This window comes from Paeniglutamicibacter sp. ORCA_105 (genome assembly GCF_045798545.1).
Classification (GTDB): Bacteria; Actinomycetota; Actinomycetes; order Actinomycetales; family Micrococcaceae; genus Paeniglutamicibacter; species Paeniglutamicibacter sulfureus.
The window spans coordinates 21312-39725 of the sequence record NZ_JBIXLM010000018.1; the positions used below are offsets into that span (position 1 = coordinate 21312).

At 66.7% G+C, this 18414-nt stretch carries 13 protein-coding genes and 1 riboswitch; of the genes, 4 read left to right on the forward strand and 9 right to left on the reverse strand.

All coding sequences use genetic code 11. The features are described from left to right. Positions 1–132 precede the first annotated feature (132 nt). The gene (locus ACIPUB_RS10625) at positions 133–1539 is read left to right on the forward strand and encodes a DUF222 domain-containing protein (RefSeq protein ID WP_407607346.1); all 1407 of its coding nucleotides are present in this window, start codon (positions 133–135) and stop codon (positions 1537–1539) included. A 102-nt stretch (positions 1540–1641) separates the two neighbouring features. On the opposite strand, the gene ACIPUB_RS10630 is transcribed toward ACIPUB_RS10625, so the two are convergent. Both ACIPUB_RS10630 and ACIPUB_RS10635 read right to left on the reverse strand, forming a co-directional pair. Next, positions 1642–2604: an ROK family protein gene (locus tag ACIPUB_RS10630; RefSeq protein WP_407607347.1), complete on the reverse strand. Its 963-nt coding sequence runs from the start codon at positions 2602–2604 to the stop codon at positions 1642–1644. Continuing rightward, positions 2601–3806 (reverse strand): LOG family protein, encoded by a 1206-nt coding sequence (locus tag ACIPUB_RS10635; protein ID WP_407607348.1) that lies wholly within the window; start codon positions 3804–3806, stop codon positions 2601–2603. The genes ACIPUB_RS10630 and ACIPUB_RS10635 overlap by 4 nt, the downstream gene beginning before the upstream one ends. Positions 3807–3910: 104 nt before the next feature. Between ACIPUB_RS10635 and ACIPUB_RS10640 the strand changes: the two genes are divergently transcribed. Further along, positions 3911–7243: an SNF2-related protein gene (locus tag ACIPUB_RS10640; protein ID WP_407607349.1), complete on the forward strand. Its 3333-nt coding sequence runs from the start codon at positions 3911–3913 to the stop codon at positions 7241–7243. Positions 7244–7517: 274 nt separating this feature from the next. Here ACIPUB_RS10640 and ACIPUB_RS10645 read toward each other — a convergent pair whose 3' ends face one another. From ACIPUB_RS10645 to ACIPUB_RS10665, 5 genes are all read right to left on the reverse strand, one after another. Continuing rightward, positions 7518–9692, reverse strand: a complete 2175-nt coding sequence (locus tag ACIPUB_RS10645; protein WP_407607350.1) for a bifunctional polysaccharide deacetylase/glycosyltransferase family 2 protein — start codon at positions 9690–9692, stop codon at positions 7518–7520. Continuing rightward, the gene (locus ACIPUB_RS10650; protein ID WP_407607351.1) at positions 9689–10258 is read right to left on the reverse strand and encodes a hypothetical protein; all 570 of its coding nucleotides are present in this window, start codon (positions 10256–10258) and stop codon (positions 9689–9691) included. The genes ACIPUB_RS10645 and ACIPUB_RS10650 overlap by 4 nt, the downstream gene beginning before the upstream one ends. Before the next feature lie 178 nt (positions 10259–10436). Beyond that, the gene (locus ACIPUB_RS10655) at positions 10437–11480 is read right to left on the reverse strand and encodes an L-idonate 5-dehydrogenase (protein WP_407607352.1); all 1044 of its coding nucleotides are present in this window, start codon (positions 11478–11480) and stop codon (positions 10437–10439) included. A 37-nt stretch (positions 11481–11517) separates the two neighbouring features. Next, the gene (locus ACIPUB_RS10660; RefSeq protein WP_407607353.1) at positions 11518–12924 is read right to left on the reverse strand and encodes an Nramp family divalent metal transporter; all 1407 of its coding nucleotides are present in this window, start codon (positions 12922–12924) and stop codon (positions 11518–11520) included. A gap of 175 nt (positions 12925–13099) precedes the next feature. Next, complete coding sequence (locus ACIPUB_RS10665) at positions 13100–14155, reverse strand: zinc-dependent alcohol dehydrogenase family protein (protein ID WP_407607354.1); 1056 nt, start codon at positions 14153–14155, stop codon at positions 13100–13102. Between the two features lie 296 nt (positions 14156–14451). Here ACIPUB_RS10665 and ACIPUB_RS10670 point away from each other — a divergent pair, with 296 nt between their 5' ends. Both ACIPUB_RS10670 and ACIPUB_RS10675 read left to right on the forward strand, forming a co-directional pair. Further along, a complete protein-coding gene (locus tag ACIPUB_RS10670) occupies positions 14452–15480 on the forward strand; it encodes an agmatine/peptidylarginine deiminase (RefSeq protein ID WP_407607355.1) in 1029 nt (342 codons plus the stop codon). Positions 15481–15587: 107 nt separating this feature from the next. Then, positions 15588–15718: riboswitch (SAM riboswitch) on the forward strand. Between the two features lie 22 nt (positions 15719–15740). Beyond that, positions 15741–16025, forward strand: coding sequence for a hypothetical protein (locus tag ACIPUB_RS10675; protein ID WP_407607356.1), 285 nt, complete (start codon positions 15741–15743; stop codon positions 16023–16025). 94 nt (positions 16026–16119) lie between these two features. On the opposite strand, the gene sucD is transcribed toward ACIPUB_RS10675, so the two are convergent. Together sucD and sucC are read right to left on the reverse strand one after the other, a co-directional pair. Continuing rightward, on the reverse strand, positions 16120–17022 hold the full coding sequence (gene sucD, locus ACIPUB_RS10680) for a succinate--CoA ligase subunit alpha (RefSeq protein WP_264268515.1): 903 nt from the start codon (positions 17020–17022) through the stop codon (positions 16120–16122). 16 nt (positions 17023–17038) lie between these two features. Then, positions 17039–18208 carry an ADP-forming succinate--CoA ligase subunit beta gene (gene sucC, locus ACIPUB_RS10685; protein WP_407607357.1) on the reverse strand — a complete coding sequence of 390 codons (1170 nt, stop codon included), beginning with the start codon at positions 18206–18208 and terminating at the stop codon, positions 17039–17041. Between the last annotated feature and the right edge of the window lie 206 nt (positions 18209–18414).

Genomic DNA, 18414 nt, shown 5'->3' on the forward strand with positions numbered 1-18414 from the left:
TGCTTTCCTCGCTGTGCACGAACGGGATGGCACTCGCCGGGAACGTAGGCGTCCACGATGTTACTAGAACATATTTTCTCATATTCATGTAAATATATTCCAATTATCGGTGACTGGTTCTAAAATTGAAGTATGGCAACGACGTCATCGAGCGGTACCCCTTCTGACGGCACCGCCGGTGGTGCCGTCAGGGACCTGGGCTACGATGCGCTACTGAACGACGGGGCGGACATGGACGCACTGGTTGCCGAACACTTGGCCCGCACCGGCACCGACGGGATCCTGTCCCTGGCCGCCGCGGTGAACGGAGCGCCGGTACTGACAGGAACCCATGAGGCGGTGACCGCCGTCGGCGCACTGGAAACCTTGAAATGCGCCGCCACGGCGAAGCAGGCCGACCACAGCGTCGCCTACCAGGACTCCTTGGTCGCTGATCGACAGCGCGCCGGGGTCAGGGAGAAGAACCCTTCTTGGGGCTCCAGCGGAGACGTTGCCCTGATGCTGCATTTGTCCCCGAAAAGCGGAACCAAACGCACCAACGACTTCCGGCTACTTGCCGAAGACCTGCCACACTGCCACCAGGGGCTGCGCCGCGGCATCATGACCTGGGACCAGGCGCACGTGGTTATCAGCGGCACCCGGAACCTCAAGATCGAAAACCGGAGAATGATCGACGAGCTGCTGTGGGAGGACACCCACACCTGCTTCGAGGCCGGGACTGCGTCGCTGCGTGAGCTGGTCAACTACTGGGCCCTCGTCCTTGAACCTGAAACCGCCGAACAGGAGGAAGAAGACGCCACTGAGAAGCGGTATGTCAGCGGCTACCAGGTGAACGAAAACACCGTGCGGATCGTCGGCGACTTCCCACTGGACCAGGGCGTTCCCATCCTGCAGGTCCTCACCCGCGAAATGGAACGCCCCCGGGAGCCCGGGGACGCCCGCACCAACGCCCAGGTCGCGGCAGACACGGTCTTCGAGGCGATCACCGACACCAAGGCCACCGGCTCCAGGCCGGTGGAGCTGTTGCTGCTGATGGACCCGGAAAGCCTCACCGGCGTCAGTGATGAACCGGCACTGATCCCGGGCCACGGATACATCAGCGCCACCAGGGCCCGGTCACTGGTGGCCGGCGACCCGGAGCACCCACTGAACACCTGGTACCGGCGCCTCTATGCAGTCCCGGACACCGGCAAACTGGTCGCGATGGACTCGACGGCCCGCAGCTTCTCCGGAAACCTCAAGCGCTTCATCACCCTCCGCGACCAACGCTGCCGCACCCCTCACTGCAACGGCCGCATCGAGGAACTCGACCACGTCGTGCAGGTTCGCCGCAACGGAAAGACCACCGAGATCAATGGTTCTGGTCGCTGTCGAACATGCAACCGGACCAAGGAAGCGCCCGGCTGGCACGAGGAGCCACTGCCCGGACGGGGTCGCCATTCCTTCAAGATCACCACCCCCAGCGGCCACAGCTACACCTCCACGGCTCCGTCACCGCGGCCCGGCACCGGCATGCGCCGACCACCCCAGCGGATTTAGCCGCCCGCCGCCACGGGCGGGAAATCCACACCCTACGCCACCGGGGATGCAGCCACGCATCCCCGGCAAACCCATGAGCCCAGGTCTGCACGAGGCCATGAATCAGTCGGCGAGCGCGGTGCGGGCCAAGTCCGCGGCACCCACCAGTCCGGCATCCGGGCCTAGCTCCGCACGGGCCACCTGTGCAAAGGGCCGGTATCCGCGCCCGCTGAGATTTTCGCGATAAGTCGCCTCTGCGGTTTCCACCAGCAACGGAACCGCGGTGCCCAGCCCGCCACCAATAACGAAGATTCCCGGGTCCAATACGGCGGCCAGGTTAGCAATTCCCCGGCCCAGCCATTGGCCGGCTTCGATGAGCAATTCGCGGCATGCCGGATCACCGGCAGCGGCGAGCGAAGTGACAAGCTCCCCGGTCACCAGGTGGGGATCGTTGTTTGCGGCATCTCGCAGCGCATGGGCCACCGGCGAGTGCACTGCCATGAGGCTGCGCCCCTCGCGGGCCAGCGCATTGCCCGACGCGTATTGTTCCCAGCATCCCCGGTTCCCGCAGGCGCAACGTTGACCGCCAGGCACAATCGTTTGGTGCCCGAATTCTGCAGCCACCCCGAACCTGCCGCGTTGCAGCTTCCCGTCGATGACGATCGACCCACCGATTCCCGTGCCGAGGGTCAGGCACACCACATGGTCCTGCCCGCGGGCAGCACCAAAACGGTACTCGGCCCAGCCGGCGGCGTCCGCATCATTGCTCAGCAGCACTGGCCTTCCGGTGGCAGCCTCGAGCTTCGCGCGCAACGGCTCGCTGCGCCAGGCCAGGTGTGGGGAGAACAGCACGGTGCCGCCGGCCGGATCCATCCAACCTGCCGCCCCCACGCCGACCGCGGCCTGCGGGTGCCCCGCGCCAAGCTCTGCGACCAGGGAAGCCACGGTGTCCAGCACCGCGTCGGGGTCATGCCCGACGGTCGCATGGCGGGTCCGCCGTGAAACTCGGCCTTGGCCGTCGACCAGACCCGCGGCAATCTTGGTGCCACCGATGTCGATGCCGATGGCAGCTGCCGCGGAATTCATGCCAGTCCCCGTACGCCGGAAATCGAACCGTCGTCGAGCTCCACCAAAATGCGCACTGCCTCGGACGGCTCATCGACCAGGAAGACCATGTCCTCCATGGCCCGACCGCGGGCGAGGTCCACCAGCAACGGGTAGGCCGGCAGCGTCTGGGTCCAATAATCGACTCCCACCAGCACCATCGGGCTGATGCTGCCGGCCGCCCCGTAAAAGTTCTCGCAGGCGTCCTGGAAGATTTCCTGCACGGTCCCGGCGGCCCCGGGCATGAACACGATCCCTCCGGAGCATTTTTCCAGCAGCACCGCCTCACGGGTGGCATTGGCAAAGTACTTGGCAATGTGGGTGGCGAACATGTTCGGTGGCTCGTGGCCGTAGAACCAAGTCGGGATCCCCAGGTTCGACAGGCCCACGGGCCAGCGTTCGCGCACGCGTGCGGCGGCACGCGCCCAGCGGGTCACCGACGAGGCGAACCCGGGCTCGACCGCCAGCATTTCCAGCGCCTCGGCAAGGTTCTCGGTGCTGCCCGCGCCCAGGTAGGCGCCCAGGTTCGCTGCCTCCATGGCTCCGGGCCCGCCGCCGGTGGCCACGATGAACCCCGCGCCGGAGAGCGCGTAGCCTAGCCGGGCCGCCGTCGCGTAACCGTCGCTGCCGCGCTGTTGCGCATGACCTCCCATGACGCCGACCAGCGGAGCATGGGCCAGTGCCCCGTCGCGGATCTGCGATTCCAGCCGCGAGCCGATGGCGTGGTCGTGCAGCGTGGAGGAAAGGGCCGCGTTCAGCGCGTCGTGCGCCCCGGCCCCGTAGCGGTGCGAGAGCCAGGCGTAGATCCGCGCATCCGGGACCGTTTCGTAGGACCCGGCCTCCAACCCCGCATAGAGTTCGCCTCCGGAGTACAGTTCCCCGCGATAGGGATCGAAAGGCAGGCCCGGGATCTCGGGGAAAACCAGCGCCCCTCCCCCGCGCAAGCGGCGCTCAATCTTGCCCTCGATCTCGCACCCCATGAACACCGAACCGGCGGCCCGCAGTTTTTCCAGCATCGCGCCCCGGGCACGCAGGTCTACGGATTGCACGTGCCAGCCGTGCATGGAAGCAGCCAGGCGTTTGTCGGTGAGGGCCAGTGCGGCCGCTGCGTGCCTGTCGAAATCGGCCAGCGACGCAATCTCGATGACGCGCGGGAGCGGGTGCAAGGCCGGAGTGCTGTCCATGACATCAAAGACTAGGCGAATTTCGCGGCTAGGGCGCGCATTGGTCGTCCACTTCCGCCCGGTCGCGGTTCGTGCTGGGGTGCCAGACGTGAAACGATAGGAGGATGACCGAATCTGCTTTTCCCATGGTCGATGCGCGTGAAATCCTGCGTGTCGTTGGCGGTGTCTCCTTCACACGCGGCAAGGTGCTGGCCACCGACGCCGCTCTGAGCGAGTTCCTGTGGGATCCGGATCAGCAGAACCTGTCCGGGACGGTGTCCGAGGACGGCGAACCCGCTTGCGGCGTGGGCATCACGCTGGCAATGAAAAAGGGCGAGCGCGTCATCGACGACGCCACCTGCAACTGCGGCGATGCGCCCAAGTGCCGCCACGTGGCCGCCGTGCTCATTTACTCCAACTCCATGCACCTGCGGGCCAAGGACGTGGTGTACCGCAACACCGCCGTCGCGGTCCCGGCGTGGCAGCAGTCCCTGCAGCAACTACTTGCCCCGGCCCCGGCAGCCGCCAAGTCCCTGGGCGGACCCAACTCCAAGCACCCGGTGCTGCAGATGGGCCTGCAGTTCGAGCTGCAGGACACCACGCTTTCGGCACACCAGCAGTGGGCCCCGGGTTCCGGGGTGGGGCAGCTGAAGGTCGCCTCCCGGCGCTGGCGCCTGGGCGTGCGCCCGGTGGTGCGTTCCGGGTCCGACCGCTGGGCGCGGTCGAACCTGCGCTGGAACACCATCAGCTTCAAGACCTTCGGGTTGAACCTGGATATCGAACAGCACCGCTGGTTCTGCCAGTTCGTGCCGCTCTACCGAGCCAAGGGCGAACTCTACTTCGGCGAGGACAACGACTGGCTGTACCTCGACGAGTATTCCTCGGCACTGCTCTGGGAACTGCTGGCCGAGGCCAGGTCCCTGGGCGTGGCGCTGGTGGGAACCCGGACGTACACCAGGATCCTGCTGGCTTCACCGGCCCAGGTGGCACTGGGCACCCGCGCGGCCGAGGACGGCCTGGCGCTGGCCCCCACGGTGTCCCTGGGCGGGCACGGCTTCATCCTCGATGCGCACACCGCCGCCGGTTCCATCGGCAGCCACGGCGTGTACGTTGCCAACGAGGACCAGAGCGAGATCTTCCTGGGCCAGGTCCCCGGCGGGCTGAGCCATAGCGAGCGGGCCATGCTGCACCACCCCGAGACCCTGAACGTGCCGGCGGCGGAAACCGAGGAGTTCTTCTCCCGCGTCTACCCGCGGCTGGCCCGCAAGTTGCGCGTGACCAGCCCCGACGCCTCCGTCGAGCTGCCCCCGGTGCTGCCGCCCAAGCTGGTGGCCAAGATCCGCTACGGCTCGCGGGAAACCGTCGACGTGGACTGGGTCTTCGACTACAACGGCATGGTCGTGGATGCCGCAGACCGCGACACCTTGGTGGAGTCCGCCCTGGAATCGGCGGTGCTGGAGATCCTGAACCGGCACCCCGCCTTCGAGTCCTCGGTGCTCGGGCCTCGGCACTTCCAGGGCCTGGAGGTCATCGACTTCGTGCGCCGCGTGCTGCCGGAGCTGGCCGAGGTCCAGGACCTGGTGCTCTCGGAGGCCGGCACCCGCCCGGAATTCCACGAACTCACCGAGGCCCCCGAGCTGGTTATCACCACGGTGGAATCGGACCGCCGCGACTGGTTCGACCTGGGCCTGCTGATCTCAATCGGCGATCGGCAGATCCCCTTTGCCGACATCCTGCGTGCCCTGATCCAGGGACACACCAAGCTGTTGATGCCGGACCGCAGCTACTTCTCCCTGGCCGATCCGCTCTTTGACAAGCTGCGCGCCCTGGTCTCCGAGGCCGGCGGGCTGCGGGACATGAAGGACAAGGAAGCGGACATCTCGCTGACCCCCTACCAGTTCTCCATGTGGGAGGAGCTGGAGGACCTGGCCTCCCGCATCGAGGGACCCGACGCGTGGGTGGGCGCGCTGAACTCGCTGGTGAACCTGAAGACCATCGAGGTGGCCGACCTGCCCCCGACGCTGAATGCGACTCTGCGCCCCTACCAGGTGGAGGGCTTCGGTTGGCTGGCCACGCTGTGGCGCAACGGACTGGGCGGGGTGCTGGCCGATGACATGGGCCTGGGCAAGACCCTGCAGACCCTGGCGCTGATCCTGCACGCGCACCAGGTGTGGGAGAACCCCGCGGCGTTCGAGGGCATCAGCGCCCAGGCCGGCGTGCGCGCTCCCTTCCTGGTGGTCGCCCCCACCTCGGTGGTCTCCAACTGGAAGGACGAGGCGGCGCGCTTCGCCCCGTCCCTGCGGGTCGTGGCGATCACCGACACCGAGTCGCGCGCCGCCGCATCGCTGGCACAGCTGGCCAAGGACTACGACGTGGTCGTCACCTCTTACACGCTGCTGCGCCTGGACGACGACGCGTATGCGGACATCCCCTGGGCCGGGCTGATCCTGGACGAGGCGCAGTTCGTGAAGAACAAGGCCACCAAGGCACACCACGTGGCCAGGGACATGCCCGCCCGCTTCAAGCTGGCGATCACCGGCACGCCCATGGAGAACAACCTCATGGAGCTCTGGTCGATCTTCGCGATCGTCTCCCCCGGGCTCTTCCCCTCGGCCGTGCGCTTTGCGGAGAACTACCAACGCCCCATCGAGCGCCAGGGCCTGCCCGAGCCGCTGGTGCGCCTGCGCCGCCGGATCCGCCCGTTCATGTTGCGCAGGACCAAGGACGCGGTGGTCACCGACCTTCCGCCGAAGCAGGAACAGGTGCTGCACGTGGAGCTGGGCGAAGAGCACCGCCGGGTCTACGACACGCACCTGCAGCGCGAACGCCAGAAGGTGCTGCGCCTGGTCGATGACATGGACAAGAACCGGTTTACGATCTTCCAGTCCCTGACCCTGTTGCGCATGCTCTCGCTGGACGCCTCGCTGGTGGACCCGGAATACGCGCACGTGCCCAGCGCCAAGCTCGATGTGCTCTTCGAACAGCTTGAGGACGTGCTGGCCGAGGGCCACCGCGCGCTGATCTTCTCCCAGTTCACCTCCTTCCTGAAGAAGGCCGCTGACCGGTTGGATGCCGCGGGGGTGCCCTACGCCTACCTGGACGGGTCCACGCGCAAGCGTGCCGAGGTCATCGACTCGTTCAAGTCCGGGGTCGCCCCGGTGTTCCTGATCTCGCTGAAGGCGGGCGGCTTCGGGCTGAACCTCACCGAGGCCGACTACTGCTTCCTGCTGGATCCGTGGTGGAACCCCGCCGCCGAGTCTCAGGCCGTGGACCGGGCGCACCGCATCGGGCAGACCCGCAACGTGATGGTCTACCGGATGGTCGCCAAGAACACCATCGAGGAAAAGGTGGTGGCGCTGCAGGACTCCAAGCGCCAGCTCATCTCCTCGGTCATGGACGAGGGCGCGGGCTTCGGCAAGGTGCTCAACGCGGACGACATCCGCGAGCTGCTGCGCTAATCCCTCCCGTTGATTCGGGGCCACATGCCTTGACCCGGGTGCATCGGCCCTGTTTCAGCTGGAGGGGGGATGAGGATCGAACGTCTGGTCCCCATCCTGGGTGCACACGGGACTCGAAATCGTGCATCCACTCTCGATCGGGCAGCGGGGCGTCACCACGTTCTTCTACCGCGATTCCGCTGGCCGGATCGTCAATGTGGGCATCCACACCTGGTCGAGGGGTGGCGACGCCCGCCGGGCCTGCACAATGTTGCGCGCTACAGGGCTTCCGGGACTAGGAACGTTCCTGGGCGGCTTGCGGGACCCGCAGGCTGCCGTAGCGCTCCATCCGATGCCAACGCAGGCGAACACCGGTGAACGCGGTGACCACCGACTGGATCACCACCAGATACATCAGTTGCCGATAGACGAACTGCTGCAGCGGGAGCGTCCACAGGGCGTGCATCGGCTCTCGGTCAAGCCTGAACGCATAGCCGGCCATGACCAGTTGGATCAGCAGGAAGAGGGTCCAGACCACGGCGATCCGGAGCGGATCAAGGAAGACCAGCCCGTAGATGGCGAACACGTCGACCACCGGCGCGAACAACGGAAGCAGCACCTGGAAGACCATCAGGTAGCCGATCCCCCGACGCCCGAGCTTGCCGGCAGGTCCCGACTGGGCCATGGCCCCGCGGTGCTTCCACATGGCCTGCAAGGTGCCGTAGCACCAGCGGTACCGCTGCTTCCACAGGGCGCCGAGGGTGGCAGGCGCCTCGGTCCAGGCCAGTGCCTCGTCCTCGTATACGACGCGCCAGCCGTCGCGGGACAAGGCCATGGTGAGGTCGGTGTCCTCGGCCAGGGTGTCGTCGCTGACGCCGCCCACCCGGTCCAGTGCCTCGCGGCGGAACGCCCCGATCGCGCCGGGGACCGTGGGCATGCATTCGGCGACGTCGAACAGGCGGCGGTCCAGGTTGAACCCGACAACGTATTCAATGTGCTGCCACGCGCCGAGGATGCCGCCGCGGTTGGCAATCTTGGTGTTGCCGGAGATGGCGCCCACCTTAGGATCGGCAAAACGCTGGAGCAGAAGGTGGACGGTGTCGGGCTCGAAGACGGTGTCGCCGTCGACCATCACCACCAGTTCGTGGTTGGCCGCCGCAATGCCGGCGTTCAAGGCGGACGGCTTTCCGCCGTTCTCCTTGCGGATGACCACCACTCCGGGCAGCCCGAGGGCCTCGACGATGTCGGCGGTGCCGTCGGTCGACCCGTCGTCAACGACGATGACCTCCACCGGGTGGTGCGAAGCGGCGATGGACCGCACTGCCGCTTCGATTCCGGCCGACTCGTTGTACGCGGGAACGATCACGCTGGCAGGTTCGAGGATCTCCTTGCGCATCGGCAGTTCGAACCACCCGCGGTCGCGCTCGGCCTCGCGGCCCAGCCGCTCGGCGCGTTTGTGCCGGGCGGCCACGACCATCACCAGAACGGCCCGCAACAGCGTCAGCACCCCGGCCGCCACGAGCGCCCAGGAAATCACCACGACGACGGCCTCGGTGATCCTGATTCCCCACACAAAGGCATTGCCCGTGACGGTGTCGGCGGTGGATGCGGGCCGGATGCTGTCCACGCCGATCGACCCGCCGACCGTGGTGAAGCGATGGCCCGAATCGACCGACTCTTCCAAGGCCGCATCAAGGGCGGCGACGGTCTGGGACCTGTTTCCGCCGCCGTCGTGCATCAGGACGACTTCCCCGGCCGCTTCCTGCATCGTGAGCCGATCGGCGATCACCTCGGCGCCGGGGCGGACATTGTCGGCGCTGTCGTGGCTGCTCAGGACAGTGAGGTACCCGTCGTCCGCGGCGGTATCCATGAAGCTCCACTGGACCTGGGTGAGCGCCGCATTGTCGTAGCTGGCCGGCGGGCGCAAGAGGGTCGGGGAGTGCCCGGTGATCCCCGTGATGACTTCCTGTGCCCCGCGGATCTCAAGCTGGCGACGCCAATCGGGCACCGCGGCAAGGTCGCTGTTCGTGAGCGTCTGGATGCCGATCTCATGGCCCTCGGCAACCATGCGACGAACGAGATCGGGATGCCTGACCGCTGCGGAACCGGTCACGAAGAAGGTGGCATGGACACCGTGCCCGCGCAAGGTGTCAAGGATCCTGGGTGTCCACATCGGGTCCGGCCCGTTGTTGAACGTCAGGGCCACGGAGTCCGCGGACGGTGCGGTGGTGCGCGCGCCCTCCCCCCGTGGATCCACAATGGGGCCACCCTCCAGCACGGCACCGGGGGTGTTTCCGGCACCGGCGGCGCGCGCGGAGCCGGGGGGAGCGTCGCTGTCCACCGGGTGGTTGATGTATCCCTGGATGGCCAACGCCAGGCCCAGCGTCAGCATAACGGCCGACAGGAGAACCCAGTGCGCCCCGATCCCGTCGCTGCGTGCGGGGCTCCTGGAGCGGCGTCCCGAACTCATGGCCGGGCCTCGTGCGTCGGCTTGGCCTGGTTGGCGGTGGCCCGGCTCGGCTTGGTATCACTTCGACCCGGGGCTGCTGCGCTCTTTCCGGGGGCGCTCTGCGCGATGGCGGTGCTTGGGGCAGGATCCGTCGGTTCGGCACTCGTCTGCGCTTCCGCACCGTCGGGATCGGCGCTTTCGGTTCGCTGTGCGGAGGCCGAGGTCTCTGTTGCGCTGCTCGGCGCGGATGTTCTCGGCTGCGGTGCGGTGGGACCCGGCGTTTCCCGAGCGGCGGATGCCTCTCGGGGCAGCGGTGCCGGCGATGGATTCGTGGAGGTTTGCTCCCGCAGCGCCACCGTTTCCGCTCCTGCGCCTGCTTCGGCCCGCGGGGGCAGTGGCGGAGCCGCAACCGTGGAACCTCCCAGCAAGGCGAACAGCATCACCAGGGCGTACATCGACATGAGTCCCACGGTGATGACTCCGACCGTCAAGACCTGCTGGCGGCGTCTGCCCGACGGGTCGACAAAAATGGGTTCATGCGTTGCGGCGGGCGGTGCTTGGGCATGGGGTTTAGTCAGGTCAGGCATCGGGATTCACTGTAGTACACGGCTTCAAAGGTCACAAAAGCATCACGATTGCAAGAAACGGTGCCCAAGGACACATATTTGACCTGCGCTTATGTCCTGCCGGCGCACCGGAGCCCGGCGGTGCGGCGGAGCCGCGGGCCACCGGGCAAGGTACTGGATTCGAGCCGGAGCCGTGTCCCTAGCCCAGGCGAATCATGACCTTGGAGGAACCCGAGGAGCGGTCGGCGGCGAGGTCGAATCCGGCCAGTGCCTCGGCGAGCATTACCTCGTGGGTCATCAACGGCGAGACGTCCACGCCGGAGGCCATGAGGTCAAGCGCCTCGGAGATCTCATCGACAAAGCGGTAGGAACCGCGGTAGTCGATCTCGCGGGTCACGATGTTCCCCAGCGCCGCGGAGATTTCCCCGCCGGGCAGGTTTCCGACCTGCACCATGACCCCGCCGCGGCGCACCGCGGCGATCACGCCGCCCAGCGCACGAGGGGCTCCGGAGGCCTCGATGGCCACATCCACGTCCTGCGGCAGGACTCCGCCGGACGCGGGGTTCACGCACTGATCCGCTCCCATCCGCGCGGCAATGTCCAGGGCAGCATCCGAGAGGTCCGCGGCAATGACCGTGGCGGCTCCGGCCGCCTTGGCCGCCGCAACCGCCAGCGCGCCGATCGGTCCGGCGCCGTTGACCAGCACCGTCTTTCCCGCCATGTCTCCGGCGCGGGCCACCGCATGCAGCGCCACCGCGAAGGGCTCGGCCAGTGCCGCTTCCTTGAGCGAGACGCCCTCGGGCACGACTCGCAGCTGGTCGGGGCGCACCGCGCGGAGGCGGCTGAAGCCGCCCTGCTCGTGCGGTTCGAATGCCGCCGAGCCGAAGTAGCGCACCTCGGGCCACAGGTTGGTGCGGTCCACGGTGTCGGCGGGCACCTGGTGCTCGCCAACGAGGGTTGCGGGGTGCATCGTCACGTTGCTGCCGATGCCGATCCCGCGCGCCTCCAGCGCCGCAGCGGCGTCCGGACCGATTTCGGCGACCGTTCCGGAGACCTCGTGGCCCAGGACCAGCGGGGCCGAGAGCACCGCGGTGCCCGAGGCGCCGGACTTCCAATAGGCGATGTCCGACCCACAGATCCCGCCCCATTCCATGGCCACCAGGACCTGGTCGGCGCCGCAGACGGGATCCGCGATGTCCTCGACCCGCAGGTCGTCCTTGCCGTGCACAACAACTGCCTGCATGTGAGAGGTACTCCTTGATACTGCGCCGTGAGGCGGACTAGAACATGTTGACAAGACCCATGACGCCGACGAAGAACACGGCGACCGCGGAGAGGATCAGCATGGCCATAAAGGCCTTGCCGTCCTTGACACGCGGGTCTGTCTGCTTATGCGAGAGGTAGATGGTTGCCGCGGCGACACCCATCAGGAAGATGGCGTTGAGGATGCCGGCCAGGACAATCAGGGCCAGCGGCGAGGAGACGACGGTGCCAAACAAGCCCCAGACGATGGGGAGCACGATCATGATCACGCGCATCCAGCGGTCGCGTTGTTTGCGGTTGTTCCAGTCGAAGGCCCCGAACACAGCGAGGGTATTGCCGACCTGGCGGCCGAGCGACGGGACGTTGGCGATGATGGTCTTGAACAGCGCGATACCGGCACCAACCAGGAACACCACGGCTCCCCATTGGCCCACGTTGGTGGAGAAGATGGAAGAGATCGTTGTCATGACCTCGTCGCCCTTGGGCTCCAGGCCCTGCGGGTGCAGCACCGCGGCACCGAGCATGTAGAGCGCGGCGGTGGACACGGTGTAGACAACCCAGGAGACCCAGGCGTCGAGCTTCATCACGGAGATCCAGCCGCGGGCCCGCTTGACCCAGGCTTCGGAGCCGTCGTTGGGACCGGTCCAGGAGGCGTACCCCTTTTCCACGCACCAGTAGGTGTAGGCGGTGATCTCGCCGGCACCCACGCCGGTGAGGCCGAACATCGACAGGGCCACGCCGATGGAGCCCAGCGCGATCTGGAAGCGCATGCCGTCGGCCAGGTCGCCGACGTTCCAGCTGAATTCGGTGCCTTGGATGGCGAAGACCATCACGACGGCGAAGATCGTCACCAGGAAGACCAGCACCGTGGAGATGCCCTCGACCACGACGTACTTGTTGCCCAAGTGGATCGCGATGGCGATCACCACCAGGATGGCCACCCAGGTGCCGATGGACAGGAACGAGTACGGGTCCGGCCCGATGGGCAGCAGCGAGGAGAACGCGAAGGCCGAGGCGGTGATGACACCGGCCTGGCTGGTCAGGAACTGCACGAACATCAGCAGGATGAGCCAGGCCATCCAGCCTCGCTTGCCGATCCGGGGCGGTACCTCGTCATAGCCGGTGACGGCGACCTTGCCGGTGGAAATGGACCAGCGGCCCAATTCAATCTGCACCCATACCTTGATGAAGGTGGAGGCCAGTACCAGCCAGAGCAGCATGAAGCCTGCCTTGGCACCGAGTGTGGTGGCGGTGAGCAGCTCGCCGGAACCGACGACGGCGGCCGAGGTGATCATGCCCGGGCCAAGGAACTTGAACCTGTCCCGCCAGCGGGTGGGCGGGTCCATGATTGACCGGGGATCCAACGCGTACGGGTCGACCGTTTCGTCGCCCAGCGGGCGCGACTCGGGGGTGGTGATAGACATACCGCTCCTTTGAGGTGTGCAACCGGCCTTGAAAGGCCTAAATCATCGGGGGTTCCCCGTGGCGTCCCGTGCCGGCCAGGGTGTTGACCTCGTTTGACGATCGCTAAGAGAACCAATAAGTATGATATTAGCCACCCACCTCGGAAACAAATCTACGTCCGCTCCGGCCGCCAGGTTACGGAACGAGCATCACCTTGATCGCCCGGCGCTCATCCATTGCCCTGTACGCCTTGGGAGCCTGCTCGAGATCCATGACCGCGTCGAAGACCAGGCCCGGGTTGATGCTCCCTTCCAGCACGTCGGCGAGCAGTTCGGGAAGATATGCGCGGGTACTGGCGGCCCCGCCTGCCACGGAGATGTTCTTTGAGAACAACACGGAAATCGGCAGCGGGTCATCCCCGTGCGGGACGCCCACAAAGCCCAGGGCTCCGCCGGGCCGGGTGCAGCGCAAGGCCTGGTCCATGGATTCGGCGGTGCCTACGCATTCGAGCACCGAGTCCGCCAGCACTCCCCCGAGCAGTTCGCGCACCTTCGCCGCCGCCTCGGCCCCGCGTTCGGCGACAATGTCGGTGGCCCCGAACTCCCTGGCCAGTGCCGCACGGTCCGCGTGCCGGGACATGGCAATGATGCGCGTGGCACCCAGTCGCCTGGCCGCGAGCACCCCGCACAAACCCACGGCCCCGTCACCGACCACCACCACGCTCCGGCCGGGCTCGACGCGGGCCCCGAGGGCTGCGTGGTGGCCGGTGCCCATGACGTCCGAGAGTGCCAACAGCGACTTGGACAGCGCTTCGTCGGGCTCCGTGACCCCGGGTACCGTGACGAGCGTACCGTCCGCGTTGGGCACCCGCACCACCTCGCCTTGCCCGCCGTCCACGGGCAGCCCGTCCTCGTCTACCCCGCCCCAGTGGGCCCGGTGCTCGCAGGCGACCTGGACGCCGTCTCGGCACGGAGGGCAGGCACCGCAGCTGTTGGCCCAGGGGGCCACCACGAAGTCGCCCACGGCCAGCATTGAAACCCCTTGGCCGACCGCGGCAATACGGCCGATGAATTCGTGGCCGATGCGCCGGGGCCTGGGCGTTTGGCTAACCCCGCGGTAAGGCCACAGGTCCGAGCCGCACACGCAGGCGGCGGTGACGCGCACGATGGCATCGGTGTCGGCGAGCAGGGTGGGCTCGGGGCAGTCCTCGACGCGGATGTCCCGCGGTCCGTGGATCAGGGTGGCGCGCATGTGTTCCTCCGCAAAGTGGTGGGCCGGCAATGGTTCCAGCCTATGCCCGGGAGCTCCGCGCGCCACCGACGAGGAAGTCGGCGAGATCGTCGCCGCCGTAGCACTGAACACGCTGATCAACTTCTACAACAAGGCCGCCGGCGGGCCCGGTGCGCTTCACGGGGCACCCCTTGCGCAGGATTCGCGCAGACGCCATAATAAACGAACGACATTCATTTATTGTGACGCCGATCCCATGCGCCCCCTGCCGGGCCCTGGTGCCTCGCGCGCCACCGACCCCCGCAGGAGCACGCATCATGAGCTGGTCAATGCCCGCCGAGACCTCGGCCCAGAAGCGCGTCTGGATGGCCTTCCCCCACGAGGGATACACGCTGGGCGACACCGAGGCCGAGGCCCACGCGGCCCGCTCGACCTGGGCCAACGTGGCCCACGCGGTGGCCCGATTCGCCCCGGTCGTCATGGTGATGGACCCTGCCGACGTGGAAATTGCCGCACGCTACCTCGATGAGCGCATCGAGATCCGCACGGCCGAGCTCAACGACGCCTGGATGCGCGACATCGGGCCGACCTTCGTCACCGACGAGCACGGCGGGCTCGCCGCGGTGGACTGGGTGTTCAACGGCTGGGGCGCCCAGGACTGGGCGGCCTGGGACAAGGACGCGTTGATCGGCAAGCGGGTGGCCGAGTGGGCCGGCGTTCCCCGCGTCGCCTCGAGCCTGGTCAACGAGGGCGGCGGCATCCACGTCGACGGTCAGGGCACAGTGCTGGCCACCGAGACCGTGCAGCTGGATCCCGGGCGCAACCCCGGCATCACCAAGGCCAAGGTCGAGGAGGAGTTCGCGCGCACCCTGGGCGCGGCCAAGGTGCACTGGCTCCCGCGCGGACTGACCCGCGACAGCGAGGAGTTCGGCACACGCGGGCACGTGGACATCGCCGCGACGCTCTCCTCCCCCGGCACCGTGCTAGTGCACATGCAGGAGGATCCCGGGCACCCGGACTATGCTGTCAGCCGGGAAATCGCCGCATCCTTCCATGGCGCCACCGATGCGCGGGGCCGCGAATTCACCGTCATCGAGGTCCCTGCCCCCGCGACGCTGCGCGACGACGAGGGGTTCGTGGACTACAGCTACATCAACCACCTGGTCATCAACGACGGCGTGGTGGCCTGCACCTTCAACGACCCCAACGACGAAAAGGCCCTGGCTGTCCTTGCCGACGCCTACCCGGGGCGCACGGTGGTGGGCGTGGACGCCCGCGAGCTCTTCGCCCGCGGCGGCGGCATCCACTGCATCACCCAGCAGGAGCCGATGCCGACGGCGAAGTGAACCCCTCTCGGGAAGTCAAGGTCACTCCCCGTCACAGATGACCGTTTGTTGCTCCCCGCATGCCCGCGCTGGCAAAGTGTCCCCGCTTCGCCGTAGGGTTGGTACAGCTTCACGAGTTCTGGTTGCCCTTGCGCAAAGCTCCGACTGACCAGACGCCAACCCCATAGTTGCACGGTGGGTGGTTCGGATGACGAAGCGGCCCTGTCGCGCATCCCGCGCGGAGGGGCAAGGACAACGAACCCCAAGGACGTGTGCACATCATGTACAGCCCCACCCTGACTTCCGCCCCCACCGATAACCCGCTTCCGCGCTTCACCGGCGACTGGATCACCGCCTGGCTCCACCTCGACGCGGACACCGACCTGCTGCACATTGGCGCGGGTCCTGACGAGTGGGTGCTCGAGGCACTGGCCCCGCACAAGCTCTCGGCCGCATTGGTCGGCCGCGGCCCAGCCGAGGTCCAGTTCAACCCCGAGCTGCTGGTTCTCCTGCTGCCCGGGGCCCACGAACTGGTCGGCAGCTCGTTCTTCCGCCTGCGCGCCTAGTTCCAGTCGGCTCCAGCCGGCTTAAACACCGGTGGCGGTCACCGGGCTGCCAAGGCAACCTGGTGACCGCCACCGAAAAGGTGCGCTCTATGGCTTAGAGGGCGGCGAAAACTTCGCGCAGCAGCGTTGCGGTTTCCGACGGGGTCTTGCCGACCTTCACGCCGGCAGCCTCAAGTGCTTCCTTCTTGGCCTGTGCCGTACCGGCCGAGCCGGAGACGATGGCTCCAGCATGGCCCATGGTCTTGCCTTCGGGAGCGGTGAAGCCTGCCACGTAGCCGACGACCGGCTTGGTGACGTTGGCCTTGATGAAATCGGCTGCACGCTCTTCGGCGTCGCCGCCGATTTCGCCGATCATGACGATGGCCTTGGTCTCCGGATCCGCCTCGAACGCAGCCAGGGCGTCGATGTGGGTGGTGCCGATGACCGGGTCGCCGCCGATGCCGATGGCGGTGGAGAAGCCCAGGTCGCGCAGCTCGTACATCATCTGGTAGGTCAGGGTGCCGGACTTGGAGACCAAGCCGATCGGGCCCTTCTGGGTGATGTTGTTCGGCGTAATGCCGACCAGTGCCTCGCCCGGGGTGATGATGCCGGGGCAGTTCGGGCCGATGATGCGGGTGACCTGGTTGCCGTCGGCGTCGACCTTGGACTGGGCAAGTGCCCAGAACTCGGCCGAATCCTGAACCGGAACGCCCTCGGTGATGACAACGACCAGGCCGATGCCTGCCTCGATGGCCTCAACGACAGCATCCTTGGTGAATGCCGGCGGCACGAAGACGATGGAAACGTCTGCGCCGGTTTCGGCCATGGCTTCCGCCACTGCGCCGAAGACCTTGATTTCCTTGTCGCCGTGCAGCACCGTGGTGCCGGCCTTGCGGGCGTTGACGCCGCCGACGACGTTGGTGCCGGCCTTCAGCATCAGAGCGGTGTGCTTGGTACCCTCGCCACCGGTGATGCCCTGAACGATGACCTTGGAGTCCTTGTTAAGGTAAATGCTCATGTTCGCGTATCCCTACTTACTTCGCTGCGTTGGCGAGCTCGGCGGCCTTGTCGGCGCCCTCGTCCATGGTTGCTGCCAGGGTGACCAACGGGTGGTTGGCCTCGGCCAGGATGCGGCGGCCCTCTTCGACGTTGTTGCCGTCGAGGCGCACGACCAGCGGCTTGTTGGCGGAGGAACCGAGCTCGGCGAGTGCGCCGACGATGCCCTTGGCAACGGCGTCACACGCGGTGATGCCACCGAAGACGTTCACGAAGACCGACTTGACCTGCTTGTCGTTCAGGATGACGTCCAGGCCTGCGGCCATGACCTCTGCGGAGGCTCCACCGCCGATGTCCAGGAAGTTGGCGGGCTTCACGTTGCCGTGGTTTTCGCCTGCGTAGGCAACGACGTCGAGGGTCGACATGACCAGGCCTGCACCGTTGCCGATGATGCCAACTTCGCCGTCCAGCTTGACGTAGTTCAGGTCCATTGCCTTGGCCTTGGCCTCGAGCGGATCCGCTGCGTCCTTGTCCTCAAGCTCGACGTGGTGCGGGTGACGGAACTCGGCGTTCTCGTCGATGGAGACCTTGCCGTCGAGGGCGACGATGTCGCCGGCGCCGGTGCGAACCAGAGGGTTGACCTCAACCAGGGTGGCGTCTTCCTTCTTGAAGACGTCCCACAGCTTGATGATGGCAGCTGCGACCTTGTCGGCCAGCTCCGGTGCAAAACCGGCGGTGGCGACGATTTCGTCGGCCTTGGCCTGGTCGATGCCCACGGCCGGGTCGACTGCAACGCGGGCCAGGGCCTCGGGACGCTCGACGGCGAGCTCCTCGATTTCCATGCCGCCTTCCACCGAGCACATGGCCAGGTAGTTGCGGTTCGCGCGGTCCAGCAGAACCGAGAAGTAGAACTCCTCGGCAATGTCGGCGCCCTGGGCGATCATGACCTTGTTCACGGTGTGGCCCTTGATGTCCATGCCGAGAATGTCGGTTGCGTATGCGAATGCCTCGTCGGCGGTCTTTGCGACCTTGACGCCGCCGGCCTTGCCGCGGCCTCCGACCTTTACCTGGGCTTTAACAACCACGACGCCGCCGATTTTCTCGGCTGCGGCCTTGGCTTCTTCAGGAGTGTAGGCAACGATGCCGGCCAGCACGGGTACGCCGTGCGACTCGAACATATCGCGCGCCTGGTATTCATACAGGTCCACGGGCTTGTGTCCTTCTTGTCGAAGTCTATGCTGACTCAAGGCATGGCTCCGTAGGCACGGTTCCATGCATCGAGGGGGTAGAGCCCAACCTGGGATAAGGCCAGGCTCCTTGCTCAGCCTAACGCCTTAGCGCCCAATGGCACAGTTCTACATTCGGTAGAGCCATCGGGCGCGTGAGTACGACCACAACCCCATCACCGCAGGTC